The 23,618-nt window shown below is 72.4% G+C and carries 24 protein-coding genes; 15 read left to right on the forward strand and 9 right to left on the reverse strand.

The window, feature by feature from the left end:
* Nucleotides 1–303, reverse strand: a 303-nt coding sequence (locus ACIQNU_RS42485; protein ID WP_401377712.1) for a helix-turn-helix domain-containing protein, incomplete at its 3' end; no start/stop codon positions are given.
* A 113-nt stretch (nucleotides 304–416) separates the two neighbouring features.
* Between ACIQNU_RS42485 and ACIQNU_RS42490 the strand changes: the two genes are divergently transcribed.
* Nucleotides 417–887, forward strand: a complete 471-nt coding sequence (locus tag ACIQNU_RS42490) for an NUDIX hydrolase (RefSeq protein WP_401377715.1) — start codon at nucleotides 417–419, stop codon at nucleotides 885–887.
* A gap of 378 nt (nucleotides 888–1,265) precedes the next feature.
* Here ACIQNU_RS42490 and ACIQNU_RS42495 read toward each other — a convergent pair whose 3' ends face one another.
* The 3 genes from ACIQNU_RS42495 to ACIQNU_RS42505 are packed head-to-tail and all read right to left on the reverse strand — an operon-like array spanning nucleotide 1,266 to nucleotide 3,660.
* Complete coding sequence (locus tag ACIQNU_RS42495) at nucleotides 1,266–2,345, reverse strand: ABC transporter permease (protein WP_401377718.1); 1,080 nt, start codon at nucleotides 2,343–2,345, stop codon at nucleotides 1,266–1,268.
* The gene (locus ACIQNU_RS42500; RefSeq protein ID WP_401377720.1) at nucleotides 2,342–3,256 is read right to left on the reverse strand and encodes an ABC transporter ATP-binding protein; all 915 of its coding nucleotides are present in this window, start codon (nucleotides 3,254–3,256) and stop codon (nucleotides 2,342–2,344) included. The genes ACIQNU_RS42495 and ACIQNU_RS42500 overlap by 4 nt, the downstream gene beginning before the upstream one ends.
* Complete coding sequence (locus ACIQNU_RS42505; protein WP_401377723.1) at nucleotides 3,253–3,660, reverse strand: GntR family transcriptional regulator; 408 nt, start codon at nucleotides 3,658–3,660, stop codon at nucleotides 3,253–3,255. Before ACIQNU_RS42505 ends, ACIQNU_RS42500 begins: the two co-directional genes overlap by 4 nt.
* 276 nt (nucleotides 3,661–3,936) lie before the next feature.
* On the opposite strand from ACIQNU_RS42505, the gene ACIQNU_RS42510 reads away from it, so the two are divergent.
* The 5 genes from ACIQNU_RS42510 (at nucleotide 3,937) to ACIQNU_RS42530 (ending at nucleotide 9,102) form a co-directional block, all read left to right on the forward strand.
* The gene (locus ACIQNU_RS42510; RefSeq protein ID WP_401377726.1) at nucleotides 3,937–4,800 is read left to right on the forward strand and encodes an ABC transporter ATP-binding protein; all 864 of its coding nucleotides are present in this window, start codon (nucleotides 3,937–3,939) and stop codon (nucleotides 4,798–4,800) included.
* A 6-nt stretch (nucleotides 4,801–4,806) separates the two neighbouring features.
* Complete coding sequence (locus tag ACIQNU_RS42515; protein WP_401377729.1) at nucleotides 4,807–6,150, forward strand: FtsX-like permease family protein; 1,344 nt, start codon at nucleotides 4,807–4,809, stop codon at nucleotides 6,148–6,150.
* Nucleotides 6,151–6,332: 182 nt separating this feature from the next.
* Entirely contained in the window at nucleotides 6,333–6,746 is a 414-nt protein-coding gene (locus ACIQNU_RS42520) for a YciI family protein (protein WP_401377731.1), read from the forward strand.
* Nucleotides 6,743–8,008: an RNA polymerase sigma factor gene (locus tag ACIQNU_RS42525; RefSeq protein WP_401377734.1), complete on the forward strand. Its 1,266-nt coding sequence runs from the start codon at nucleotides 6,743–6,745 to the stop codon at nucleotides 8,006–8,008. Before ACIQNU_RS42520 ends, ACIQNU_RS42525 begins: the two co-directional genes overlap by 4 nt.
* 53 nt (nucleotides 8,009–8,061) lie before the next feature.
* Nucleotides 8,062–9,102 (forward strand): NAD-dependent epimerase/dehydratase family protein, encoded by a 1,041-nt coding sequence (locus ACIQNU_RS42530; RefSeq protein WP_401377737.1) that lies wholly within the window; start codon nucleotides 8,062–8,064, stop codon nucleotides 9,100–9,102.
* A gap of 84 nt (nucleotides 9,103–9,186) precedes the next feature.
* On the opposite strand, the gene ACIQNU_RS42535 is transcribed toward ACIQNU_RS42530, so the two are convergent.
* On the reverse strand, nucleotides 9,187–10,284 hold the full coding sequence (locus ACIQNU_RS42535) for a sensor histidine kinase (RefSeq protein ID WP_401377849.1): 1,098 nt from the start codon (nucleotides 10,282–10,284) through the stop codon (nucleotides 9,187–9,189).
* Nucleotides 10,284–11,024 carry a response regulator transcription factor gene (locus ACIQNU_RS42540; protein WP_401377739.1) on the reverse strand — a complete coding sequence of 247 codons (741 nt, stop codon included), beginning with the start codon at nucleotides 11,022–11,024 and terminating at the stop codon, nucleotides 10,284–10,286. The genes ACIQNU_RS42535 and ACIQNU_RS42540 overlap by 1 nt, the downstream gene beginning before the upstream one ends.
* 124 nt (nucleotides 11,025–11,148) lie before the next feature.
* Here ACIQNU_RS42540 and ACIQNU_RS42545 point away from each other — a divergent pair, with 124 nt between their 5' ends.
* Genes ACIQNU_RS42545 through ACIQNU_RS42555 form a run of 3 tightly spaced genes read left to right on the forward strand, consistent with a single transcriptional unit; the run spans nucleotide 11,149 to nucleotide 13,375 of the window.
* Complete coding sequence (locus ACIQNU_RS42545; protein WP_401377742.1) at nucleotides 11,149–11,892, forward strand: glycosyltransferase family 2 protein; 744 nt, start codon at nucleotides 11,149–11,151, stop codon at nucleotides 11,890–11,892.
* On the forward strand, nucleotides 11,889–12,545 hold the full coding sequence (locus ACIQNU_RS42550; protein WP_401377745.1) for a DUF2064 domain-containing protein: 657 nt from the start codon (nucleotides 11,889–11,891) through the stop codon (nucleotides 12,543–12,545). Before ACIQNU_RS42545 ends, ACIQNU_RS42550 begins: the two co-directional genes overlap by 4 nt.
* Nucleotides 12,542–13,375 carry a class I SAM-dependent methyltransferase gene (locus ACIQNU_RS42555; RefSeq protein WP_401377748.1) on the forward strand — a complete coding sequence of 278 codons (834 nt, stop codon included), beginning with the start codon at nucleotides 12,542–12,544 and terminating at the stop codon, nucleotides 13,373–13,375. The genes ACIQNU_RS42550 and ACIQNU_RS42555 overlap by 4 nt, the downstream gene beginning before the upstream one ends.
* A 415-nt stretch (nucleotides 13,376–13,790) precedes the next feature.
* On the opposite strand, the gene ACIQNU_RS42560 is transcribed toward ACIQNU_RS42555, so the two are convergent.
* The gene (locus ACIQNU_RS42560; RefSeq protein ID WP_401377751.1) at nucleotides 13,791–15,125 is read right to left on the reverse strand and encodes a molybdopterin-dependent oxidoreductase; all 1,335 of its coding nucleotides are present in this window, start codon (nucleotides 15,123–15,125) and stop codon (nucleotides 13,791–13,793) included.
* Between the two features lie 269 nt (nucleotides 15,126–15,394).
* Here ACIQNU_RS42560 and ACIQNU_RS42565 point away from each other — a divergent pair, with 269 nt between their 5' ends.
* On the forward strand, nucleotides 15,395–16,696 hold the full coding sequence (locus ACIQNU_RS42565; protein ID WP_401377851.1) for a hypothetical protein: 1,302 nt from the start codon (nucleotides 15,395–15,397) through the stop codon (nucleotides 16,694–16,696).
* A gap of 21 nt (nucleotides 16,697–16,717) precedes the next feature.
* On the opposite strand, the gene ACIQNU_RS42570 is transcribed toward ACIQNU_RS42565, so the two are convergent.
* Together ACIQNU_RS42570 and ACIQNU_RS42575 are read right to left on the reverse strand one after the other, a co-directional pair.
* A complete protein-coding gene (locus ACIQNU_RS42570) occupies nucleotides 16,718–17,668 on the reverse strand; it encodes an SDR family NAD(P)-dependent oxidoreductase (protein WP_401377754.1) in 951 nt (316 codons plus the stop codon).
* A gap of 99 nt (nucleotides 17,669–17,767) precedes the next feature.
* The gene (locus ACIQNU_RS42575) at nucleotides 17,768–18,961 is read right to left on the reverse strand and encodes a PP2C family protein-serine/threonine phosphatase (RefSeq protein WP_401377757.1); all 1,194 of its coding nucleotides are present in this window, start codon (nucleotides 18,959–18,961) and stop codon (nucleotides 17,768–17,770) included.
* Nucleotides 18,962–19,277: 316 nt separating this feature from the next.
* Here ACIQNU_RS42575 and ACIQNU_RS42580 point away from each other — a divergent pair, with 316 nt between their 5' ends.
* From ACIQNU_RS42580 to ACIQNU_RS42600, 5 genes are all read left to right on the forward strand, one after another.
* Nucleotides 19,278–19,691 (forward strand): hypothetical protein, encoded by a 414-nt coding sequence (locus tag ACIQNU_RS42580; protein WP_401377759.1) that lies wholly within the window; start codon nucleotides 19,278–19,280, stop codon nucleotides 19,689–19,691.
* Nucleotides 19,692–19,858: 167 nt separating this feature from the next.
* Complete coding sequence (locus tag ACIQNU_RS42585; protein WP_401377762.1) at nucleotides 19,859–20,959, forward strand: ATP-binding cassette domain-containing protein; 1,101 nt, start codon at nucleotides 19,859–19,861, stop codon at nucleotides 20,957–20,959.
* Nucleotides 20,956–21,807, forward strand: coding sequence for an ABC transporter permease (locus tag ACIQNU_RS42590; protein WP_401377764.1), 852 nt, complete (start codon nucleotides 20,956–20,958; stop codon nucleotides 21,805–21,807). Before ACIQNU_RS42585 ends, ACIQNU_RS42590 begins: the two co-directional genes overlap by 4 nt.
* A 226-nt stretch (nucleotides 21,808–22,033) precedes the next feature.
* Complete coding sequence (locus tag ACIQNU_RS42595; protein WP_401377767.1) at nucleotides 22,034–22,948, forward strand: hypothetical protein; 915 nt, start codon at nucleotides 22,034–22,036, stop codon at nucleotides 22,946–22,948.
* 122 nt (nucleotides 22,949–23,070) lie between these two features.
* Nucleotides 23,071–23,616: a hypothetical protein gene (locus ACIQNU_RS42600; RefSeq protein WP_401377770.1), complete on the forward strand. Its 546-nt coding sequence runs from the start codon at nucleotides 23,071–23,073 to the stop codon at nucleotides 23,614–23,616.
* Nucleotides 23,617–23,618: the final 2 nt, after the last annotated feature.

A 23,618-nucleotide genomic window follows, 5' to 3' on the forward strand; every position in this document is an offset into this window, starting at 1 on the left:
GGGGGCTATGGCTGTGGCGGCGAGGTCGGTGACGAACCGGCGGCGGTGCACGGGCGACTCCAGCATCTGCACGGGGACTTGAAGGGCGGCGGCGAGCGCACGCAGTGTGTGGGGCCGGGGCTTGCGCTGCCCACATTCCCACCGGGAGATGTCCTGCCGCGTGTACGCCTGGCCGGTGACGCGGCTCAGCTCGTCGGCGAGCCGGGCCTGAGACCATCCGGCCGCGTCGCGTAATTCCGCGATGAGCCGTCCCACGGCGTTGTGCGGTGCCGCGTGGGTGCTGTCGATACTCCGATCGGGCATGTCCCCGCTCCGTATCCGCCTGAAAAGTCGCGCCTACAAGGCTACGGCGCAGGACATCGTCGTATTCCCGATACGAGCCACAAGAAGGCCCCCGCCCATGGAGGATTGACCGCGTGAGCCGGACCGAGTACTACGACGACCCTGCCGCGCCCGAGCCCAACAGCATGGTGGTGGCGGCGTCCGCCGTCGTCACCGATGACGACGGGCGCATCCTTCTCCAGCGTCGGCGGGACAACGACCTGTGGGCGCTGCCGGGTGGCGGGATGGAGCTGGGCGAGTCGCTGCCGGGCGCGGCGGTTCGCGAGGTCAGGGAGGAGACCGGGCTCGACGTCGAGATCACCGGTCTCGTCGGCACGTACACCGATCCCCGGCACCTCATCGAGTACCGCGACGGGGAGGTTCGCAGGCAGTTCAACATCTGCTTCCGCGCCCGGGTGACCGGCGGCGAACTGGCCCTCTCGGACGAGTCGACAGACCTGCGCTGGATCGCCCCCGGCGACCTCGACGCCCTGCCCATGCACCACACCCAACGACTCCGGCTACGCCACTATTTGGAGCACCGGCCCACTCCGTATCTCGGGTGAGCAGCCGTCGGCTCTCCCGGTACCCCTCCCCGCCGATTGGCCAGATCGGCGGCATCCGCAAGCATGTGGCCACTTTTGGGGAGAGGGTCCCTGGGGAGCGGGACCAGCGCGTCGGCGTCAGCCGAGCACCCACCACCCGGCCGACCAGACTGCCCCAGCACCGGGCGCCACGTTTCCCGGTGCAGCCGCCTCACCGCCGTGCACGGCAGCGCTACATGCCGCAACACACCCACCCGGACGATCTCCCCGGTCGTAACACCCCCCTGACCAGCGAGAACCGCCAGGCGATCGAGCCGCCCGCCGGCGGGCCAGTACGACCTCGCCCCGACAGTTCGGCCGATACCCCCGTACCCCTCTCACCAGCCACGCCCCATGCCGTCAGCCGGTGAGCTTCGTGCGGCGGACTGCCCACCACGTCAGGGCGACGCACACGACCGCCAACGTCAGCGAGCTGCCCGCCTCGATCAGGTGGAAGGTGGGGAGCCGGGAACCCGGGTGGTAGCGGATCAGGGTGCCCGCGATGTCGTGGTCGGTCAGGCACGCCTCGAATCTGTCGCCGAAGGAGACGCGGCCCGGTGGCATCGGGCACCACTCGCCCAGGACCGTGGACGCCGCATGGTGTCCGCCCGACGTGTCCACGAACGTCACGTCACCGTTGACGACCAAGGCGTTGCTGCCGGCGGCGAGTTCGGACGGGCCGGGGACATCCGCGCCGTGTCCGCGCAGCACCGTCAGCGGGGTCATGAACATCGGGCGCAGGTTCTCCATGAGGAGGTTCCGCGCGATGAACAGGGCCAGTACCAGGCCGAACGCCGTCGTCGTCCGCCGCGTCACCGCCCCGGCCGCCGCCCCCAGCGCGAACCACGCCACCGCGAGCGCCAGCGGCAGCCAGCCCGTTGCCTGGAAGTACGTGCCCTCGAAGAGGCTGTCACCCGTCCCCGTATGGACGACCTCCGCGAGCGCGTTGCCCACCGCGCACCCGAGGCCCGTGAGGACGACCGCGAGACCGCCGAGCACCGCCAGCTTCCCGAACAGCCAGCGCGTCGGGCTCACATCCTGCGACCACGCCAGGGCGAGGGTGCGCTGCTCGTGTTCGCGGGCCAGCAGCGGAGCGCCCCAGAACAGGCCGAGGATGAGCGGCAGGAACGTCAGCGCGGACAGGGCGTACCCGGCCTGCGCCACCGGGCCGAAGCCGCTCGTCAACTGGCCGTGCTGGAGCGACCCTTCGGCACAGATCGCGTTCCCGCACTGGTCGACCAGATCGCTGATCCGGTAGTACGTCACCAGCATCCAGCCGACCAGTACGAGAGTCAGCGCCACGGCCGCCACGATCGTGCCCCGGTGCTGCCGCCACGTCAGCCACGCCAGGTCGGCGAAGCCCGCGCCTGAGCGCGGAGGTACGGCAGGACGGCGGGGAGAAGCCTCCGAGGTCTCGGACGTAAGAATTCCGCCAGTCATCGCAGCGCCCCCTCGGATGCGGATACGGATGCCAGGTCCTGGCCTTTCAGGTACGCCAGGATCAACTCCTCCAGCGTCACCGGCTCCGCGCGCCAACCCGGCGCCACCGTCGACAGCGCGGCCCCGGACCCGGCCCCGGACCGCACCAGGAACGTCGACTGCCGCGCCGCATGCGTCACCCGTACGACATCCCCACCCCCCGGTGGCCGCTCCGCACGCGGCCCCGTCAGCCGGGCGTGCCCCGCGAGCAGATCCTCCACGTCACCGTCGAGTACCGAACGGCCCTGCGCGAGCAGCAGCAAATGGTCGCCCACACCGTCGAGTTCGGCGACGACATGCGTGGAGAGGATCACCGTCATCCCCGAGTCGGCCACCTCGGCGAGGAGTTCGCCCATCACGTCGTGGCGTGCGAGCGGGTCCAGGTTGGCGAGGGGTTCGTCGAGCAGCAGCAGCGACGGGCGGGCGCCGAGCGCCACGGCGAGCGCGACCTGTGCCTGCTGGCCGCCGGACAGCTTCCCGCACGGCCGGTCGAGCGGAATACCGAACCGCTCCAGCCATGCCACCGCCCGCGCCTGGTCCCAGACCCGGTTGAGATGGCGCCCGAAGTCGAGCATCCCCGCGACCGTGAAACCCCGGTAGAGGGGCTTGTCCTGCGCGAGGAGGACCACCCGCACACTGTCGTCCCGTACGCCCCCACCCCGCAGCCGCCCCGCCGGCACCCCGCCCACCGTGATCTCGCCCTCGGTCTGCGGCAGCAGCCCCACCGCGATGGCCATCAGCGTGGACTTGCCGGCGCCGTTCGCCCCGGCGAGGGCGATCACCCGGTGTTCCGGGAGCGAGAATTCGCAGTCCTTCAGGGCCCAGGTCCCCCGGTACCGCTTGCCCAGACCGTGCGCCTCGATCGCACTCACGCGCTCGCCCCCCTGCCGCGCTCCGTCATCGATGACTCGGCGACCACCGACCCGAACAGCGCCTGCATGTCCTCCGCTTCGAGCCCCGCCTCACGCGCCTCCGCGAGCCAGTTCGCCAGCCGCAGTCGCAACCGGGCCATGGCGTGCGGGTCGGCGGAGCCGAGCGAGCCGGAGACGAAGGTGCCGGCGCCCTGCCGCGCCTCGACCAGGCCGGAGAGTTCCAGCTCCCGGTACGCCTTGAGCACGGTGCTCGGATTCACCACGCAGGAGGCCACGACCTCACGCACGGTCGGCAGTTGGTCGCCCGCCACCAGCAGCCCGAGCCGCATCCCTTCGCGCACCTGACGCACCAACTGCGCGTACGCCGGTTCGGCACCGCCCTTGTCCACATGGAAGTCGATCACATCGGTTCCCCCTCGGCAGAGACTGCTCGGCTCGACCCTTCGATTGTGCTGGTTATGTAGAACACTAGTCAAGCGGCTCGAAGGGGCCGGAACAAGCCGAAGCAAGCCGATGCCCGAAGCCGGAGCCGGAGCCGGAGCGAACCCCCCGCCGTACCCCGATGCACTCCCCGGTGTACTCAGCACCACCCCCCGATCCGGTGTGTGGGCCCCATGTGCCGCCACTCCCGCCTCCGTAGCGTCATCGGTGGGATCGAACGGCGGTCCGGGGAAGGGACGATGACCATGTTTGGACGTGCTCAGAAAGCGAGTGGGGGCCGGCACGGGGCGCGGGCCGCGCGCGGTGCCGAGGCGCTGCGGCTCGTCAAGGTCAGCAAGGTGTACGGGAGCGCCGACAACGCCGTCACGGCGCTCGACGACGTCACCCTCAGCCTGCCCGCCGGCAGCTTCACCGCCGTGATGGGCCCGTCGGGGTCGGGGAAGTCGACGCTGCTCCAGTGCGCCGCCGGGCTCGACCGGCCGGACAGCGGTCTCGTCGCGGTGGACGGCGAGGAGATGACGGGCGGCAGCGAGGCCGCGCTCACCAAGTTCCGGCGGCGCCGGATCGGGTTCGTGTTCCAGCAGTACAACCTGCTGCCGACGCTGACCGTGGCGCAGAACACCACGCTCCCGCTGAAGCTCGCGGGCCGCCGTACGGACCGGAACCGGGCCCGCGAGATCCTGACGCAGGTCGGTCTCGGCGACCGGCTCGGGCACCTGCCCGACGAACTGTCCGGCGGCCAGCGCCAGCGCGTGGCCATCGCCCGCGCGCTGATCACGGAGCCGAGCGTGATCTTCGCCGACGAACCGACCGGCGCCCTCGACCTGCGCAGCGCCCGTGAGGTCCTGGGGCTGCTCCAGGAGACGGTACGGGTGCACGGGCGGACCGTCGTCATGGTGACGCACGACCCGGTCGCCGCCTCCTACGCCGACTCCGTCGTGTTCCTCGCCGACGGGCGCCTCGCGGGCGAGATGACCTCGCCGTCCGTGGACGCGATCGCCGAACGCCTCGCCCACCTCGGCGACACCCTCACCACCGTCACCGAACCGGCGACCCACTCGACCCACAGCACCCGGACCCACGACCTGCGAATGGGGGCCTGAGCCGCCATGTTCTCGCTAGCCCTGCGCTCCGTACGCCACCGCCCCGGCCGCTTCGTCGCGACCCTCCTCGCCGCGTTCCTCGGCGCGACCATCACCATGACCTTCAACTCGCTGCACGACACCGCAGCCGCGCCCGGCGTGGACGACACCAGCGCGGAGACCCTGGGCCTCACGGGCGGCGTGGTCGGCGGCTACGGCACGCTCCTCGTCTTCTTCGCCATCGCGTCGACGCTGACCGTCAACGTCCGCCAGCGCGCCGACGAGATCCAACTGCTGCGCTGCACCGGCGCGACGCCCGCGCAGATCAAGCGGATGGTCGTCGGTGAGGCGGCCGTCGTCGGGCTCGTGGGCACCCTGCTCGCGATGGGGCCCGCGCTGCTCGGCGGGCGGGCCCTGGTGGGGATGTTCCACGACACCGGGCAGGTCGCGGACTCCGTCGACCACGTCTTCGGGCCCGTCGCCCTGATGTCCGGGATCTGTGTGACGCTGCTCGCCTCGGTCGGCGCGGCGTTCCTCGCGGTGCGCCGGGCGACCCGGGCGCAGGCCGGCGCGCGGGCGCCGCGCGGCCGGCTGCGGACCGTCGGCGGGGTCGCCGCGCTGGTCGGCGGCGTGGGCAGCCTCAGCTCGACGTTCGCGATCGACGCGACGGAACCCGCGCTGATGGCGGCGCCCGCGTACGGCTCGATCCTGCTGTCGCTCGGGTTCGCCGCCCTGTCGCCCGCGCTGCTGCGGGGCCTGCTCCGCCGGACCGGGCGGCTCCTCACGGTGTTCGGGGGTGCGAGCGGCTATCTCGCGGCGCACAACATGCGGCGCCGCGCCGACCAGTTGGCGGGCATCCTCATGCCCCTCATCGTGTTCACGGGTGTGGCCATCGCGACCCTGAGCATGCAGGCCGTGGAGAACGACGCGCTCAAGGCGTCCGGGCTCACGAAGGACGTCGAGTCCAAGAACCTGGAAACCCTCAACCTCGTCGCCGTCGGCATCATCGTCGTCTTCGCCTGCGTGATGCTGATCAACAGCCTGTACGCGGCGACCTCGTACCGCACCCGTGAGTTCGGCGGCCAGCGGCTCGCGGGTGCGACACCGGGGCAGGTCCTCGGGACGGTCGGCGCGGAAGGGCTCGTGCTCACGCTGACGGGGGTGTTCTTCGGGACGGTGGCCGGGCTCGCGGGGATCGTGCCCTTCGCGCTCGTCCGCACCGACGGCGACCTCGCCCTGCCCGACCAGCTCCCGGTGATCTGGCTGGGGATCTCGGCGATGGCCGCCGCCGCGACCCTGATCACCAGCCTGGCCACGACCCGCCGCACCCTGCGGGTACCGGCGGTCATGGCGGTGGCGGCGGCGGCCTGAGGCAGCCGGTCACCGTCCGAACTCCGAAACAACGCGCGGAAACATGCCCGGAAAAATGCGCGGAAAAAATGCGCGGAAGAAACTTCTCAGGAACTGTCGAGGACGCGGAACCCGCTCCGACGTCCCCTGTGAAAGCCGCCGGAGAGTGCGGCTCCGCACAGCGAACACTCAGGGAGCGAGACATGAAGTACCTGGTGATGGTCCTCGGCGCACAGGCGGACTACGAGGCCATGCGCGGCAACGGGTCCCCGGGCGGCCCGGTCTGGACCGAGAAGGACATGGCGGCGATGATGACCCACATGGGCGAGATCAACAACGACCTCGCCGAGTCCGGTGAGCTGGTCGAGGCCAACGGTCTCGCCGAGCCCGCCCACATCCGGCACGTCACCGCCGGCAAGGACGGGCGGCCCGTGATCACCGACGGCCCCTACGGCGAGACGAAGGAAGTACTCGCCGGGTACTGGATCCTCGACTGCGCGAGCCTGGACCGGGTCACGGAGATCGCCGCCCGGGTCGCCGCGTGCCCGGAGCCGGACGGTGTGCCGACCTACCCCGTGGTGATCCAGCCCATCCTCAGTATGGGAGGCGATGTGTGACAGCCGTCCAGGGGCGCCGCCCGGTTCCGGAGGGCCCGCCCACCGTCGAGGACCTGCTGCGGCTGCACGCCCCGCAGGTCCTCGGCGCGCTGGTCCGCCGGTACGGCCACTTCGACCTCGCCGAGGACTCCGTACAGGAGGCGCTGCTCGCCGCCGCGCGGCAGTGGCCGGAGGGCGGGGTTCCGGAGAATCCGCGGGGCTGGCTGATCCGGGTCGCGGCGCGGCGGCTCACCGATCTGCTGCGCGCGGACGAGGCGCGGCGGCGGCGCGAGGAGACCGCCGCGCGGCTCGCGCCCCGGGACACGTTCACGGCCCCGCCGCCCGGCGAGGACCGCGCGCCCTCCGCCGACGACACGCTGACGCTGCTGTTCCTCTGCTGCCACCCGGAGCTGCCGCCCGCCGCGCAGATCGCGCTCACGCTGCGCGCCGTCGGCGGTCTGACCACCGCCGAGATCGCCCGCGCCCATCTGGTGTCGGAGGCGACGATGGCGCAGCGCGTCAGCCGCGCCAAGCAGAAGATCCGGGGCCTGCCGTTCCGTCAGCCGGGCCCCGGCGAGCGCGACCGGCGGCTCGCGGCCGTGCTGCAAGTCCTGTACGTCATCTTCAACGAGGGCTACACCGCGACTTCCGGGCGCCTCCTCGTCCGCTCCGACCTCGCGGCCGAGGCGATCCGCCTGACCCGCGCGGTGCGGGAGCTGCTGCCGTCCGAGGGCGCGGTGACCGGGCTGCTCGCGCTGATGCTGCTGACCGACGCGCGCCGGGCCGCCCGTACCGGACCGCACGGCGAACTCGTCCCGCTCGACGAGCAGGACCGCACCCGCTGGGACCGCGCCGCCATCGAGGAGGGCACCGCGCTGGTCGAGGAGTCCCTAGGTCAACGCCCGGTCGGGGCCTACCAGTTGCAGGCCGTGATCGCCGCCCTGCACGACGAGGCGCGGACCCCCGACGCCACCGACTGGCCGCAGATCCTCGCCCTGTACGACGTGCTCGTCGCGGTCGCGCCCGAGCCGATGGCCGAGCTGGGCCGCGCGGTCGCCGTCGCCATGGTGCACGGTCCCGCCGCCGGACTCGCCCGGCTCACGGCCCTGGAGGACCGGCTCAAGGACCACCACCGCCTCGAAGCGGTACGGGCCCATCTGCTGGAGCGGTCCGGGGACCTGGCGGGGGCGCGCGCCGCGTACCGGACGGCGGCGCGGCTCACTTTGAGCGAGCCGGAGATCCAGTACCTGCGCATGCGCGCCGCGCGCCTTACCGAACGGTGACGTGACGGCCGGGGTACGGGTGCCGGGGGCGCCGCGCGCCTAGCGTGCGGGGTATGCGTGTACTGGTCACCGGCGGTGCCGGCTTCATCGGGTCCTGGATCGTCGAGGCGCTGGCGGAGCGCGGACACGAACCGGTCGTGTACGACGCCCTGCTCCCGGCCGCCCACCCCGTACCGCCCCTCGCGCCCCCCGGCATCCCCCGGATCGTCGCCGACGTCCGCGACACCGAAACGCTCGCGGACGCGCTCACCGGGGTCGACGCCGTCTGCCACCAGGCCGCGATGGTCGGCCTCGGCACGGGCTTCGCGGACGCGCCCGCCTATGTCGGCGCCAACGACCTCGGTACGGCGGTCCTCCTCACCGCGATGGCGACCGCGCGGGTACGGCGGCTCGTGCTCGCCGGTTCGATGGTGGTGTACGGCGAGGGGCGCTACGACTGCGCACTGCACGGCACCGTACGACCCGGCCCGCGCGCCGCGCACGACCTGGCGGCGGGCCGCTTCGAGCCGACGTGCCCGATCTGCGGCGCGGACCTCGCCCCCGGCCTGGTGGACGAGGACGCGCCGGCCGACCCGCGCAATGTGTACGCCACGACGAAACTCGCCCAGGAACACCTGGCCGCGGCCTGGGCCCGCTCCACCGGTTCCACGGCGGTGTCTCTCCGCTACCACAACGTCTACGGCCCCCGGATGCCCCGCGACACCCCCTACGCGGGCGTCGCCTCCTTCTTCCGCTCGGCCCTGGAACACGGCGAGCCGCCCCGCGTCTTCGAGGACGGCGCCCAGCGCCGCGACTTCATCGAGGTACGCGATGTCGCCACCGCCAACACGACGGCCCTGGAACTCCCCCGCCCGGAGGGCACGTTCCGCCCGTACAACATCGGCACGGGCACCCCGAGAACGGTAGGAGACATGGCCCAGTCCCTCGCCAAGGCCATGGAGGGCCCGGCCCCGGTGGTAACAGGCGAGTACCGCTTGGGGGATGTCCGCCACATCACGGCGGATTCGACGAGGGCGCGGAAGGAGATGGGATGGGAGGCGGGGGTGGGGTTCGAGGAGGGCGTACGGACTTTCGCCAGCGGAAAGTTGAGGTGACCCGTCACCCGTGACCCGTTGTGGGCAGGCGTTCCGCACGGCGGAACGGGTGGGCACAACCCGATCCGACCCCCACCCCGAAGGTCACGCCGGCGCAGCCAACGGCAGCAGCACCTCGAACCGACACCCACCCACAACATTCCGCACAGAAGCCCGCCCCCGATGAGCCTCAACAATCCCCCGAACAATCGCGAGCCCCAACCCCGCCCCCGCCGGAGGCGTCCTCGCTGAGGTCCCCCTCCACCCCGTATCGAACACCCGCCCCAAATCCTCCTCAGGAATCCCCCCGCACCCATCCGTCACCGACACCACGACCCCCTCCCCGTCCAGCCGCGCAGCGACCGCCACGGTCCCATCGGCCGGCGTCCGCCGAATCGCGTTGACCAGGAGATTCCCCAGCACCCGGCTCATCTCCTTGCCGTCGACGTCGACGGGCACCGCGTCGATCCGGTCCCCCACGAGCCGTACCCCGTGCTCCCGGGCAAGCGCGTCCGCCCCGGCGATGGCGTCGCCGACGAGGTCGTACACGGACATCCGTGACGGCGTGAGGGCCAGCGCGCCCGCGTGGATACGGGAGAGTTCGAAGAGGTCGCCGACCATGCCGTTGAGGCGTTCGACCTCGGTACGGATCTGGCGGAGGTAGCGGTCCGGGTCGGCGGCCATGCCGTCCTCCAGCGCCTCGGACATGGCGCGCAGTCCGGCGAGCGGGGTGCGCAGGTCGTGCGAGATCCAGGCGACGAGTTCGCGCCGTGAGGTCTCCAGGGCGCGTTCACGGTCGCGGGACGCGGCGAGTTTCCGGCTGGTCGCCTCCAACTCGCTTGCCAGGGCGGCCAGTTCGGCGGTCGCGGGGGCGGTGGGGGCGGCGAAGCTGCCGCCGTCGCCGAACGAACGGGCCGCGAGGGTGAGGGCACGGCTGCGGGCCACCACCCAGCGGCCGAGAAGCAGCGCCGTCGCGAGCGACACGACGGCCGCCATCGCCACGACCGTCGTCACTACGGTCAGGTCGTGCGGGGACAGGAACATCGCCCAGGCCACCGCGAGCGTGCCCGCGAGCATCGCCGTCACGGCGACCGCGCTGACCACGGTCAGGGACACCGTGAGGGAACGGTGGCGGAGCAGGAGCAGCGCCCCCGCACCGAGCAGCCCGGCGCCCGCGGCGCCCAGGAAGGCGAACAGGGCCATCAGGAAGACGTCGTACAAGGCGCACTCCCCTCAGAGGTGTCCGTGTCGAGCCGGTACCCCACTCCCCACACCGTCCTGATCAGCCGGGGCCGCGCCGGGTCGTCCTCGATCTTGCCGCGCAGTCGGCGGACGTGGACCGTCACCGTCGACAGGTCGCCGAAGTCCCAGCCCCACACGTCCCGCATGAGTTCCTCGCGCCCGAACGCCCGCCCGGGGTGCCGCAAGAAATGGGCGAGGAGGTCGAACTCCCGTACCGTCAGGGCGAGTCGGGCGCCCTTCTTGGTGACGGTACGGGCCGCCGGGTCGAGGGTGAGTCCGGCCGCGCCGATCGGCGCCCCGGGCGGGCGGGGTCCGGCGAGCGCGCGGCTGCGGCGGAGGACCGACTCGACGCGCAGGACGAGTTCGCGGGGGCTGAACGGCTTGGTTACGTAGTCGTCGGCGCCGACCTCCAGGCCGAGGATCCGGTCGTCCTCGTCGCCCCGGGCGGTGAGCATGATGACGGGCACCGGGCCGTGCGCGCGCAGCCTGCGGCAGACCTCCAGACCGTCCATGCCCGGCAGCATCAGATCGAGGACGACCAGGTCGGGGCGGTGCGCGGTGGCCTGCGCGAGGGCGGTGGGGCCGTCGGGCGCGTGGTCCACGGTGTGACCGGCGCGGAGGAGATATCCGGAGACCACCTCCGCGACGGTGGGATCGTCGTCCACGACGAGAACGCGGGCCGATGGGGGTTGCTGCTCCATGCGCTCAGGGTCGCACCGCGACCGGCGGGACGGCGCCTTCGAGCCCTTGTGCGGGACCCGGCGTCCTTGTTTCGTAAGGTCGCCGAGTCCGCTATGTCGCGTTTGCGCTCGTAGGGTGAGAGGTGTGAACTCCTCCGCGTACCGAGGCGGCGTCGACCTCGTACTGCCCTGCCTCGACGAGGCCGCCGCGCTCCCCTGGGTCCTGGCCCGCCTCCCCGCCGGCTGGCGGGCCCTCGTCGTGGACAACGGCTCCACGGACGGCTCCGCCGAGGTCGCCCGCGCCCTCGGCGCGACCGTCGTGCCCGAGCCCCGGCGCGGCTTCGGCGCCGCCTGCCAGGCGGGCCTGGCGGCGGCGGACGCCCCGCTCGTCTGCTTCTGCGACTGCGACGGCTCGCTCGACCCCCGGGACGCCGTGCCCTTCGCCGAACGGGTCGCCGACGGGCACGCCGACCTCGTCCTCGGGCGGCGCCGCCCGCAGGCCAGGGGCGCCTGGCCGCCGCACGCCCGCGCGGGCAATCTCGCGCTGGCCCGGATGCTCCGGAGCCGTACCGGCCTCTCCCTCCACGACCTCGGCCCCCTCCGGGTCGCCCGGCGCGCGGCCCTGACCGGGCTCGCCCTCACCGATCGGCGCAGCGGCTATCCGCTGGAGATGGTGGTACGGGCCGCCGACGCGGGCTGGCGGGTCGAGGAGTACGACGTGCCGTACCTGCCGCGGACCGGCCGCTCCAAGGTCACCGGCACCTGGCGCGGCACGTGGCACGCGGTCCGCGACATGCGCAAGGTCCTCACGGAACCGGCGCGGGAGGCGTCGTACGGGACGGATGCGGGGACGGGTGCCGGTACGGGAACGGGGGTCGCGTCCCGATGACTGTGGCGACCGCGCCCCCGACGACCACCTTGCTGGTCCTGGCGAAAGAACCACTCCCCGGCCGTGTGAAAACCCGGCTGACCCCGCCCTACACCCCCACCGAGGCCGCCGCCCTCGCCGAGGCATCGCTGCGCGACACCCTCGCCGTGGTGTGCGCGGCGCCCGCCGCCCGCCGGGTCCTGGTGCTCGACGGGGCGCCGGGCCCCTGGCTGCCCGACGGGATCGAGGTCGTGCCGCAGTCCGGCGGCGGCCTGGACGAACGCCTCGCCGCCGCCTTCGCGGGCTGTACGGGCCCTGCGCTGCTGATCGGCATGGACACCCCGCAGCTCACCCCCGAACTGCTGGCCCCCGCCCTCGCCCCGGACGCCTGGCGCACCACGGACGCCTGGTTCGGCCCGGCCGAGGACGGCGGTTTCTGGGCGCTGGGCCTGGCCGTACCCGATCCGGCGCTGCTGCGGGGCGTGCCGATGTCGACGCCGACGACGGGCGCCGACCAGTACGCCCGGCTCACCGGCGCGGGCCTGCGCGTACGCGAGCTGCCGCGCCTGCGGGACGTGGACACGGCGGCGGACGCCACCCAGGTGGCCGCACTCTGCCCGCACACCCGTTTCGCGACCACCGTGTCCCGTCTGTCCCGGGCAGGCGTCCGATGACCACCGCCCAGGAACGCCCCGCCCCGGAGCACCCCGCTCAGGAGAGCCCCCGCCCCACCTGGTCGGGCGACCCGTACGCGCTCGCGCTGCGGGCCGGGCGCGGGCCGCTCTATCTGCGGCGGGGCGACGGATGGCTGCTGCCGCTGGACGTGGAGCGGTGGTGCGCGGTGGCCGACGCGGCGGATCTGTCGGCGTTACGGCGTTGCGAGGGTGCCGTACTCGACATCGGGTGCGGGCCCGGACGGCTGGTCGCGGCGCTGGCGGCGCGGGGGCACCGCGCGCTCGGGGTCGACGTCAGCGCGGAGGCCGTCGCGCACACCGTCCGTGTCGGCGGGCAGGCGCTGCGCCGCTCGGTGTTCGAGCCGCTGCCGGGCGAGGGCCGCTGGGACACCGCGCTGCTCATCGACGGCAACGTCGGTATCGGCGGCGACCCGCCCGCACTCCTCGACCGGGTCGCCCAACTCCTCGCCCCCGACGGCCTGTTGCTCGCCGAGACGGCACCCGTCGACATCGATGAGCGGGTGCGCGTACGCATCGACGACGGGCTCGGCACGGGCGCCCCCGACGGCTCCTTCCCCTGGGCCCGGATCGGCACGCGCGCCCTCCTTCGGCACGCGCGCCGCACCGGCTGGCACCCTGTCGCTCAGTGGTCGGCGGACGGCCGCCCCTTCGTCGCCCTGCGCCGCCGCACCGCGCCGCCGACGGCCGCGCCGAGCGCCGCTCCCGTACGGACCAGGAGCCACAGCGCCGACAGCGCGAACAGCGCCGCCGTGATCAGCAGCCAGTGGCCGAGGAAGACATCCACCGGCAGCCCGGTCGCCGACTCGTAGTGGTCCCGGGCGTGGCGGGTGATCAGCGGCCACCACACCAGCAGGAGCAGCACGGAGAGCATCGCGGGGACGCGGAGGTGGTTGACGGCGCCGGGCAGCGCCCGGTTCGCGGTGGCCGGTACCGCCCGGGTCATTGCTTGGTCCGCGAGCCCGTACAGCGGTACGAGGACCAGGTCGTGCAGCAGCGCCGCGCCGACGAACCAGACGGCGACGCCGAACCAGTCCCCGGCGAACAGCCGTACGCCCGCGTAGCCCGCGAGGGCGAAGGACGCGGCGAGGAGCAGGAGTTGCCAGGGGGACTCGCCGTACCAGCGGTGGAAGTGGCGGGCGAGGGCGGCGGCGGTGGCGGTGGCGGTGCGGGCGGATGCGGCGCGCAGGGAGACCAGCCGCTCCCTCACGGTTTCTCGCGGGCTGCTCACAGCTTCTCGAACCTCATCCGTGTCACCCATTTCGTGTTCATGACGCCGGGGGCCGCCGGGACGATCACGCGGGCCGGGTATCCGTGGTCGAGGGTCAGGTCGAAGCCGTTCACGCGCAGCGCCAGCAGGGAGCGTTCGTCGCGTACTTGAGTGGCCGTCAGACCGGCGGCGCGGAAGGCGCCGGCGCGCTGGATCGACTCCACGAAGACGTCCGGGGCGGGGGTGTGCGCGTAGCCGACGAGGGCGGCGAGGTCGCGGAGGCGTACGCCGGTCCAGTGCTGGTCGTCCGTCGACCAGCCCTCGACGCAGGCGATCGGCAGGGCGGACGTGTGCTGCGGCATGCCGAGGAGGTCGGCGCGGCTGAGGACGACGCGTCCGCCGGGGCCGTCCACGGTGAGCCGCCAGGTGTCGCCGGTCTCGTCGGGGCCGACCCCGACGGACGCCGCCGTCTTGTTGACCTGGAAGTTTCCGCCGGGCCCCTGCTGTGGCTCCCGGCCGCCGTGCGGGGCGAGGAGCGCGGTGCGGCGCAGGGAGCCGCCGATGCTCTGGCCCGCCGAAGTGACCAGTATCAGCAGGGAGCCCGCGCCGACGACGCCGAGCGCGCCGCGCCGCGAGAGAGTCGACGGGCGCGGGTCGGGTGACACCAACTCCCGCTCCCTGGAACGGAGTTCACCACTGCGCAGCACCCGGAAGGCCATGGGTGCGCGCAGCGCGAGATGGACCACGAAACCCGCCAGGAACACCCAGGCGCCGTAGAAGTGGAGGGGGTAGAAGGAGCCGGGGAAGAGGTAGTCGAGCTGGACGTTGAGGACGCCCGTCGCGAACTCGAAGAGGACGCCGCCGACCAGGAGCAGCAGCGAGATCCGCTCCAGCGCGTGGCCGAGCGAGCGGGCCGGGGGCAGCGCGAAGAGCTTCGGCACCACCGACCACAGCTTCGCGAGCAGTACGGGAATCAGGGCAAGGCCGAGGGTGACGTGCACGCCCTGCGTGAGCCGGTAGAGCCAGTACGGCTCGGTGGGCCACTCGAAGAGATAGAACCCGAGCAGGCCCTTGTCGGGGGTCTGGTCGTTGACCGGGGTCAGGTTCGGGTTGTACGCGGCGTACGACACGAGCCCCGTGACGGACACGACGGTGATCCCGACCAGCAGGACGACCCCGAGCAGTGAGGTGAACCAGGGGCCGCGCAGGGGGCTGCGCCAGAAGGCGGGCGATGTGGGGGAGCGGGGCGAGGTGAGGGCGGTGGCGAGGGCGGAGGAGAGGGGGGCGAGCAGGGCGGGGCCCCGGCGGGCTGCGGGCGGGACCGGGCGCCGGACGTCGTCATCGTCGGCCATGTCCCGACCGTAAGCGGCGGGGGTGGCATGGACCGGGACGCGACGCATGACGAAAGGCTGACGTCCGGTCGGGGATCTGACCGTTCGGTGACGTGGGGGCGGGGTGGCGCCGGAATCGGGCGGCGCGCGCCTAGCGTGCGGGTGTGACTTCTGATCAAGGCGCGAAGAGCACGAACGGCACGACCGGTACGACCCGCGCGACCGGCACGACCGGTACGAACGGCTCCGGCGACGGAACCCGGTGGGATCTCGTCGCGGCGGGCGCGGCCGTGCTGCTCGTCGTCGCCGCCGTCGTGGTGGGCGTGGCGATCGAACACGCGCACGGCACCCTCTTCGTCCGCTGGCCCCCGCTGTTCGCACGGTGGGACCCCCACGTCGGTCCCGGCACCCCGGCCGCCCTGGCCGTCGCCGCCGCCACGGTCGCGTACGGTCCCGGGCTCGCGGCGCGGCTCCCCTGGCGGGCGCTGCTCGGCGCGGCCTGGGCGACGGCGATGGCGTGGACGTGGTCGCTGGCCCTGGTGGACGGCTGGCAGCGAGGAGTCGCGGGCCGGCTGACCGTCCGTAACGAGTATCTGACCGTCATCGACCGCTTCCACGACGTCGGCGCCACGCTCCGGGACTTCACGCACCACATCCTCAGCGCCTCGCCCGACCCGTGGCCGGCGCATGTCGCCGGGCACCCGCCCGCCGCGACCCTCACCTTCGTGGGCCTGGACCGGATCGGGCTCGGGGGCGGCGGCTGGGCGGCGGCCTGGGTGATCACGACGGGCACGACGGCGGTGCTCGCGGTCCTGGTCGCGGTACGGGCACTCGCGGGTGAGGAGACCGCCCGCCGCGCCGCCCCCTTCCTGGCCCTCGCCCCCCTCGTCGTCTGGGTCGGCGTCTCGGCCGACGGCTACTTCGCGGGCGTCGCGGCCTGGACGGTGGCGCTCCTGGCCCTGGCGGCGACCGGTCGGGTACGGGCGCCGTGGGCGGCGGCACTGGGCGCGGGCGTACTCCTGGGCCTCACCGCGTACTTGTCCTACGGCCTGACCCTGTTCGTCGTGGTCCTGGCGGCGGTCCTCCTCCTCACCCGCACGCTCCGCCCCGTTCCCTGGCTGCTCCTGGGAACGGCCGTGGTGCCCGTCGTCTTCACCCTCGCGGGCTTCGACTGGTGGGAGGGGTACCGCCTCCTGGTCGACCGCTACCACGAGGGCGTGGGCGGCATCCGCCCGCAGTCCTACTGGATCTGGGCGAACCTGGCCTGCCAGGTGTTCACGGTGGGTCTGGCGGGGGTCGCGGGTCTGCGGCGGGCGGGGGCAGGAACGCCGGGCGTGGCCGTGCGCCTCAAACGACACCGGGAGCAGCACCCGGACCTGATGATCGCGCTGGTCGCGGCGGTGGCGATTGCGGTGCTGGCGGCCGATGTCTCGGCGATGAGCAAGGCGGAGACGGAGAGGATCTGGCTCCCGTTCACGGTGTGGCTGCTGGCGGCCACGGCACTGCTGCCGAAGCGGCGGCAACGTGGCTGGCTGGCGGCCCAGGCGACGGTGGCCCTGCTGGTGAACCACTTGCTACTGACGGGCTGGTAGCCGTCATGGGGGGCTCCGTACCTACCGGAAGCCGAGGTGCGGATCAGTGCCGGCCAGCTCACCGCTGAGGCTCCAGAGGCGGGCGGCGACGGCCGGGTCGGCCATGTGGGAGGGGACGGGCTCACGGCGGGGTAGGCCGCGCAGGCCGAAGACTCTCGGCCCCCACAACTGCCCTCCCCGCACCTCCGGGTCGAGGACGGCACGGACGACGGGCCATGCTCCGGCGTCCTTGCCCTGCACCAACAGCGCGGAGGGCAGGGCGCGCAGCCGCTCGCCGGCGGTCGTCACGGTGACCGGCGGGCGGGACGGGGTGAGGGAGTCCAGTGCGCCTCCGGGGTGGGCCACCACACTGAGCACCGTGCTGCCGGCGGCGCGCAGACGGCGGTCCAACTCGAAGCCGAAACACATCTGAGCCAGCTTCGACCGGCCATAGGTGCGCTTGGGCTGGTAGTCCCGGGTCGACTGAAGATCGCCGAGGTCCAGCCGCTCGGACCGCGCCGCGAAGCTCCCCACCGTCACGACGCGTCCCGCCGGCGCCGCGGACAGCAGAGGGGCCAGCCACTGGGTCAGCGCGAAGTGGCCGAGATGATTGGTGCCGAACATCAACTCGTGGCCGTCGGTGGTCTCGCGCCGCGGGGGATCGTCGAGCGCGACCCCGGCGTTGTGGACGACAGCGTCGAGACGATCACTGCCCAACCCGTCCGCGGCGGCCTTCAGGGACGACAGGTCGGCGAGGTCCAGCGGAAGGTGCCGCACCCGCGCGCCGGAGACGCGCGAACGGATCGAGGCGATGGCGGCGTCGGCCTTGGCGCGGTCGCGGCTGCCGAGTACGACGAGGGCACCGGCACCGGCAAGCTGCTCCGCGACAAAGTAACCGATCCCGGCGTTACCCCCGGTGACGAGGAAGATCCTGCCCTCGGCGGATGGCAGCCGATGAACGTCCCACGATCGCCTCGAAGACAGGGAAGGCATGACAACAGACTCCTCGCGCTCAGGGACAACGTGCCCACCCAAGCTCGCACCCCCCACCGACAGACCCCCGACAGACCCCTGACACAGGCATCGGAGCCCTCAGAGAAACGTCGCCGTCGCCGATGCCCCGCCGTCCACATTCCGTACCGCGAACACCGTCGTGTCGTCGGCCAGGTGGCCGCCGCAGTGGTCGAGGGTCGCGTCGCGGACCAGGCGGACCAGGTGTTCGGGCTGTGCGGCGGCCGGGTCGGTCCGTACCGCGTCGGCCACCGTCGCGTTGAGCGGGAAGAACATGCCGCCCGCGTCCCGGGCCTCGGTCACCCCGTCGGTGACCAGGAGCAGTGTCTCGTCATCGGCGAGGGTGACTCGCTGCACCTGCGGCGGCCGGTCGGTCAGATCGCCGAGGCCGAGCGGCAGCCCCTCCCCGGACGGCAGCTCCCGTACGCCGCCGTGTCCGACGATCAGGGGCGGCTGGTGCCCGAAGTTGATGACGTCGACATGGCCGGTGTCGCCGTCGGGCGGCGGGAAGCCGATGAGTACGGCCGTCGCGAAACGGTCGCCGTCGTCGCGGCCCACCTGCACCCGGTAGAAGCGGTGGCGCCGCATACCTATCTCCAGGCGTTCGGCGACCTGCGCCAGGTCCCCGGTGTGGTACCCGGACTCGCGGAACGAACTGAGCAGCATCGCCGCCGCGTCCACCGCACCCAGCCCCTTGCCCTGGACGTCCCCGAGCAGCACCCTCGTACCGAACCGGCTCGGCTGGATGTCGTAGAAGTCGCCGCCGACCTTCGCGACGCTGTCGGCCGCCAGATACACGGCCGCGTGGTCGAGGCCGCCCCAGCGCGGTGGCAAGGGGCGCAGCACCGTGCGCCGGGTGGTCTCGGCGATGTCCCGCATGTGCAGCATCCGCCCCTCGCCCCGCACCCGCACCCAGCACGCGCCGACCGCGAGCACCCCTCCCACGGCGACCAGGATGAAGTCGGGCAAACCGGTCTGGAACTGGTCGGGCCACGCCTGGTCCACACTCGCGTACGTCGCGATGGCCAGCACCGCGAACGCCGCCGTCGTCCACACCCCGCAGAGCGCGGCGGCGATACCGGGGACCATGACTATCCAGGAGATGACGCGGAACTCGCGCGACGTGTTCACGTCGATGACGGCGATCACGAGGAGCAGCAGCAGCGGCGGCACCCACGCCACGCTCCGGCCGCCGATACGCAACAGATTCTGCCGGGGCGGGACATCCACGTCCTGGCCCAGGTTCTCCGGCTGCGGTGCGGGTGAGGAGCCCATCGGACCGCCCGTCAGCGCGCGACCGCGACCGTGACCGCGGTCCGGAGGAATACGACTGTCTTCATGACGTTCGCTCCTTCGCTCCTGGCCGCCACCGGTGATCGCGTCCAGCGAAGCACGCGGGGGTGGCCCACGCATCTGATTCTGCACCGACCGTACTCCCATGTCCCCACCTGCGGCGCCACCCGATTCGCCGCTGATTTTCCCTGGATTTTCCCCGGCCGCCCCACTTGCCGGGCCGGGCCCCCGGGTGTGCTCTGGAATCGGGGGCGCAAGCAGGACGCAGGCAGGACGAAGGCAGGAAAGGAGCGCCGTCATGGCTCATGCGGCACCCGCGATCGAACCCTCACGACGGACCCACCGCGGCCCGTCGATCGACCTCCGCTCCCCGGGCGTCTGGCTGCCCGCCGTGCTGGCCGTCGTCTACGGCCTGTGGGCGGCCGAGATCCGCCGCAACAGCGTCGGCCGCGGCATCACCGGCTGGGACGTCCTGTTCGGCGTCGTCACCGGCATCATCGTCGGTGTCATCTGCTTCGTGCTGCACCGCGTGAGCCACCGGCTGCCCCGCGAGCTGCGGGCCGCCGCCTGGGCCGCCTTCGCCGGGATCGCGTTCGGCTATCTCTACAGCCTGACCGACGCGACGATCCTGCGTTCCGTGGGGATGGCGCTCGCGGTCACGGTCGCGGTGGGCCTGGCGACGTTCTACCGCTTCTACACGTCCGAGAAGTGACAGGCAGCGATCGTTGCCTGTCGTCACGTAGCGAATCAAGCAGCGATCAAGCCTAGGTCAAGAGCGGGAAAAGAAATCCGACCATGGCCCGATGATTTTCCGGCCGCCCCGAGGTCTGCTTTCAAGACAAGGCCGCACAGGCATACGAAAGAGCGGACGGGGCGGACATGAACAGCGGCACACGACAGCCGGACGACGACGCGGCCAAGGGGCCCAGGGGGCAGTCGAAGGGGCACTCGGCGGGGCACTCGTCCGGGCCGGCCATCGAGACGGCCGGCCTGGTGAAGACGTTCGGCGACAACCGCGCGGTCGACGGCGTCGACCTCACCGTCCCGGCCGGCACGGTCTACGGCGTACTGGGACCCAACGGCGCGGGCAAGACGACCACCGTCAAAATGCTGGCGACCCTGCTCCGCCCCGACGGCGGCGAGGCCCGCGTCTTCGGGCGCGACGTGGTCCGTGAGGCGGACGCGGTCCGCAGCAGGGTCAGTCTGACCGGGCAGTACGCGTCCGTCGACGAGGACCTGACCGGCGCCGAGAACCTGGTACTGCTCGCCCGGCTGACGGGCCACGCCAAGAAGGCGGCGTACGGGCGGGCGGAGCAGTTGCTCGCCGCGTTCGGCCTGGAGGAGGCGGCCGGGCGGCAGGTGAAGAACTACTCGGGCGGCATGCGGCGCCGTATCGACATCGCCGCGTCCATCCTCAACACCCCCGACCTGCTCTTCCTCGACGAGCCCACGACGGGCCTCGACCCGCGCAGCCGCAACCAGGTCTGGGACATCGTGCGCGCGGTCGTCGCCCAGGGCACGACCGTGCTGCTGACCACGCAGTACCTGGACGAGGCCGACCAGCTCGCGGCCCGGATCGCCGTGATCGACAAGGGCCGGGTGATCGCCGAGGGCACCAAGGGCGAGCTGAAGGCGTCGGTCGGCGCGGGCGCGGTGCACGTACGGCTGCGGGACGCGGACCGGCGGCCCGAGGCCCAGGAGCTGCTGCGGCTCACGCTCGACGCGCACGTCCAACTGGAACCGGACCCGGTCGCGCTGACCGCGCGGGTCGGACAGGGCTCGGCGAACGGCAGGGGCGCCGCCGAGCGTGCGTCGCGCGCGCTCGCGGAGCTGGCCCGCGCCGGGATCACCGTGGACAACTTCTCGCTGGGGCAGCCCAGCCTGGACGAGGTGTTCCTCGCCCTCACCGACCGCCCGGCGACAGAGACCGGCACCGAGACCGACGCCAGGACCGGCACCGAGGAAGAGGCAGCCGCATGAGCACCGCGACCACCACCACCGACGCCCAGGATCTCGCGCCGGTCAGCACGGAATCGCTCGCCGAACTGCTCATCTCGCGGGAGCGCCCGCCGCGTCCTGGCCCGCTGTCGGCCTCCCTGACGTTCGGCTGGCGGTCGATCCTGAAGATCAAGCACGTCCCTGAACAGCTGTTCGACGTAACGGCGTTCCCGATCATGATGGTGCTGATGTACACGTACCTCTTCGGGGGCGCGCTCGCCGGGTCGCCGAGCGAGTACATCCAGTACCTGCTGCCGGGCATCCTGGTGATGTCCGTCGTCATGATCACGATGTACACGGGTGTCTCGGTCAACACCGACATCGACAAAGGCGTCTTCGACCGGTTCCGTACGCTGCCGATCTGGCGGCCCGCCGTGATGGTCGGCTACCTCCTGGGCGACGGCCTCCGCTACACCATCGCGTCGATCGTGATGATCGGCGTCGGCCTGATCATGGGCTTCCGCCCGGCCGGTGGCTTCGTCGGCGTCGTCGCCGGTGTCGCGCTGCTGCTGGTGTTCGCCTTCGCCTTCTCGTGGGTCTGGACGATGTTCGGGCTGCTGCTGCGTACCGAGAAGTCCGTGATGGGCGTCAGCATGATGGTGATCTTCCCGCTCACCTTCCTCAGCGACATCTTCGTCAAGCCGGAGACCATGCCGGGCTGGCTCCAGGCGTTCGTCAACAACAACCCCGTGACGCATGTCGCCTCCGGAGTGCGCGGCCTGATGGACGGCTCGGGCGCGGGCTCGTCGGTGGCGTGGACGCTGGGGTGGGCGGCGGTCCTGGTCGCGGTGTTCGGGCCGGTGACGATGCGGCTGTACAACCGCAAGTAGCAACCGTAAGTAGCAACTGCAGGCAGCAACCCGTAAGGAACCCTCCTGACCTGGCGGAACCGTCCCCCTAGGGGGTGTTCCACAGGGCCGTATGCAGGCGCCCCGGTCGCGGTCGACGCGGCCGGGGCTTTGCGTGGGAACCGTGTCCCGAAGCGTGTCCCCCAGCGGGTTCCGGCGCGTGCCCCCGCACGTGCCCCTCCGCGCGCGCGGAGCAGTGTCCGTCCGCGTGCGGAACGTGCTGTCGGCGTGGCTGATCTTCGCCGCCTGCGCGCTCGTACCGCTGGGGACCCTGTCGGCCTGGACGACGTACGAGATCGGCGACACCGACGCGTACGTCGCGACGATGGCCCCGCTCGCCGGAGACCCCGCCGTGCGGGACGCCATCGCCGACGCCGTCACGGACGGGATCATGCACGAGGTGCGGGCCGGGCCGCTCCAGGACCGGGTACGGGGCTTCGTCCGCGAGGCGGTGGGGTCCTTCACCGGGACCGACGCGTTCCGCGTCGCGTGGACCGCCGCGAACCGGGCCGCCCACCACGCCGTGATGCGGGCCCTCCGCTCCGGCAGCAGCCGTGAGGTCAGCATCGATCTGGCGCCGATCACCGAGCAGCTGAAGCAGCGGCTCGTGGAAGACGGCGCGTCCTTCGCCGGCCGTATCCCGGTCGAGCACACCGAGGTGACCGTGCTCCAGGCCCGGGACCCCGAGAAACTGCGGAAAGGGTTCCATATGTTCCAGATCGCCGGTCTCTGGCTCCCCGTCGCGTCCGTGCTGCTCGCCGTCGGCGGCATCCTCGTGGCGCTACGGCGGCGCCATGCCGTCGCCATGACGGCGCTCGGCATGGCGCTCAGCGCCGGACTGCTCGCCGTCGCCATCGTGGTCGGGCGCGGCCTCACCCTCGACGACCTGCCGCCGGATGTGTCGCGGGATGCCGCCGGAGCCGTCTACGACGCGCTGACCGACTCCCTGCGGACCGCCGCGTGGATCATCATCGCCCTGGGGGTCACGGTGGCGGCGGCCACCTGGATCACCACCCTCGTACTCCGCCGCCGCGCGACCCCCGACCCCACGGACCCCCCACCGCCACCACCCACGGAGCCCACCCAGCCGACGACCCCGCCGCGCCCCCAGGTCCGGGCCTGAGAGAGCCGGGGGAACTTCCCGGCTCCTTCGCGCGTTGCGGAAGATGACCTGACCTGTGCGTTTGATGTGTGAGTGGTACGACGGCTGCGACACCGCCGTCGTCGGGGGGAAGTGAGCAACCCATGGCCATGGTGGGCCTGTTCTGGATCGCCGAGGGCGATGTGTACGTGGGCGCGAAGCCGTCCGGCCTGGCTCCCGGGGTGCGCCTGACGCCCGATGGCGTGGTGGCTCTCGGCGACGGACAGTCCAGCCTCCACCTCTGGGAGGACATACGGGGCCTGACGGTGGCGGACGTCCCCGTGAAGTCCCTGAAGCGGAAGGTCGGCGCGGTCAAGGACGTCGCCGTCGAGACGGTGATGAGCTTGGCTCTGGCCACCATGGGTTCCGGCCCCGGGGACGAGGCCCCGCCGATGCTGACGGTGCACGTGGAGACCCACGACGGCGACCACGAACTGACGGCCTACGTCGCGGCGGCCGTCGGCTACTCCCCGGCGGAGATCGACCTCTCCCGCACCCTCCTGTCCCACCTCACGGAGGGCGCCGCGACGATGGCCACCACACTGGCGGCGATGGCGGAGTGGGGCCGCGCCTGGGAGGGCGGATCGCCCCGGGGGCCGGAGCGGGAAGCGCTGCTGAAGGGGTGGGTGGGCGAGGCCACATCGGCCTAGGA

This window comes from Streptomyces sp. NPDC091292, assembly GCF_044757265.1.
Lineage (GTDB): Bacteria > Actinomycetota > Actinomycetes > Streptomycetales > Streptomycetaceae > Streptomyces.

What these genes read in the sequence shown, in the direction of transcription:
- ACIQNU_RS42495 (WP_401377718.1), bottom strand. Translation starts at nt 2,345, where the DNA reads ATGACTGGCGGAATTCTTACGTCCGAGACCTCGGAGGCTTCTCCCCGC.
- ACIQNU_RS42510 (WP_401377726.1), top strand. Translation starts at nt 3,937, where the DNA reads ATGACCATGTTTGGACGTGCTCAGAAAGCGAGTGGGGGCCGGCACGGG.
- ACIQNU_RS42515 (WP_401377729.1), top strand. Translation starts at nt 4,807, where the DNA reads ATGTTCTCGCTAGCCCTGCGCTCCGTACGCCACCGCCCCGGCCGCTTC.
- ACIQNU_RS42520 (WP_401377731.1), top strand. Translation starts at nt 6,333, where the DNA reads ATGAAGTACCTGGTGATGGTCCTCGGCGCACAGGCGGACTACGAGGCC.
- ACIQNU_RS42530 (WP_401377737.1), top strand. Translation starts at nt 8,062, where the DNA reads ATGCGTGTACTGGTCACCGGCGGTGCCGGCTTCATCGGGTCCTGGATC.
- ACIQNU_RS42535 (WP_401377849.1), bottom strand. Translation starts at nt 10,284, where the DNA reads ATGGCCCTGTTCGCCTTCCTGGGCGCCGCGGGCGCCGGGCTGCTCGGT.
- ACIQNU_RS42540 (WP_401377739.1), bottom strand. Translation starts at nt 11,024, where the DNA reads ATGGAGCAGCAACCCCCATCGGCCCGCGTTCTCGTCGTGGACGACGAT.
- ACIQNU_RS42550 (WP_401377745.1), top strand. Translation starts at nt 11,889, where the DNA reads ATGACTGTGGCGACCGCGCCCCCGACGACCACCTTGCTGGTCCTGGCG.
- ACIQNU_RS42555 (WP_401377748.1), top strand. Translation starts at nt 12,542, where the DNA reads ATGACCACCGCCCAGGAACGCCCCGCCCCGGAGCACCCCGCTCAGGAG.
- ACIQNU_RS42560 (WP_401377751.1), bottom strand. Translation starts at nt 15,125, where the DNA reads ATGGCCGACGATGACGACGTCCGGCGCCCGGTCCCGCCCGCAGCCCGC.
- ACIQNU_RS42570 (WP_401377754.1), bottom strand. Translation starts at nt 17,668, where the DNA reads ATGCCTTCCCTGTCTTCGAGGCGATCGTGGGACGTTCATCGGCTGCCA.
- ACIQNU_RS42575 (WP_401377757.1), bottom strand. Translation starts at nt 18,961, where the DNA reads ATGGGCTCCTCACCCGCACCGCAGCCGGAGAACCTGGGCCAGGACGTG.
- ACIQNU_RS42580 (WP_401377759.1), top strand. Translation starts at nt 19,278, where the DNA reads ATGGCTCATGCGGCACCCGCGATCGAACCCTCACGACGGACCCACCGC.
- ACIQNU_RS42585 (WP_401377762.1), top strand. Translation starts at nt 19,859, where the DNA reads ATGAACAGCGGCACACGACAGCCGGACGACGACGCGGCCAAGGGGCCC.
- ACIQNU_RS42590 (WP_401377764.1), top strand. Translation starts at nt 20,956, where the DNA reads ATGAGCACCGCGACCACCACCACCGACGCCCAGGATCTCGCGCCGGTC.
- ACIQNU_RS42600 (WP_401377770.1), top strand. Translation starts at nt 23,071, where the DNA reads ATGGCCATGGTGGGCCTGTTCTGGATCGCCGAGGGCGATGTGTACGTG.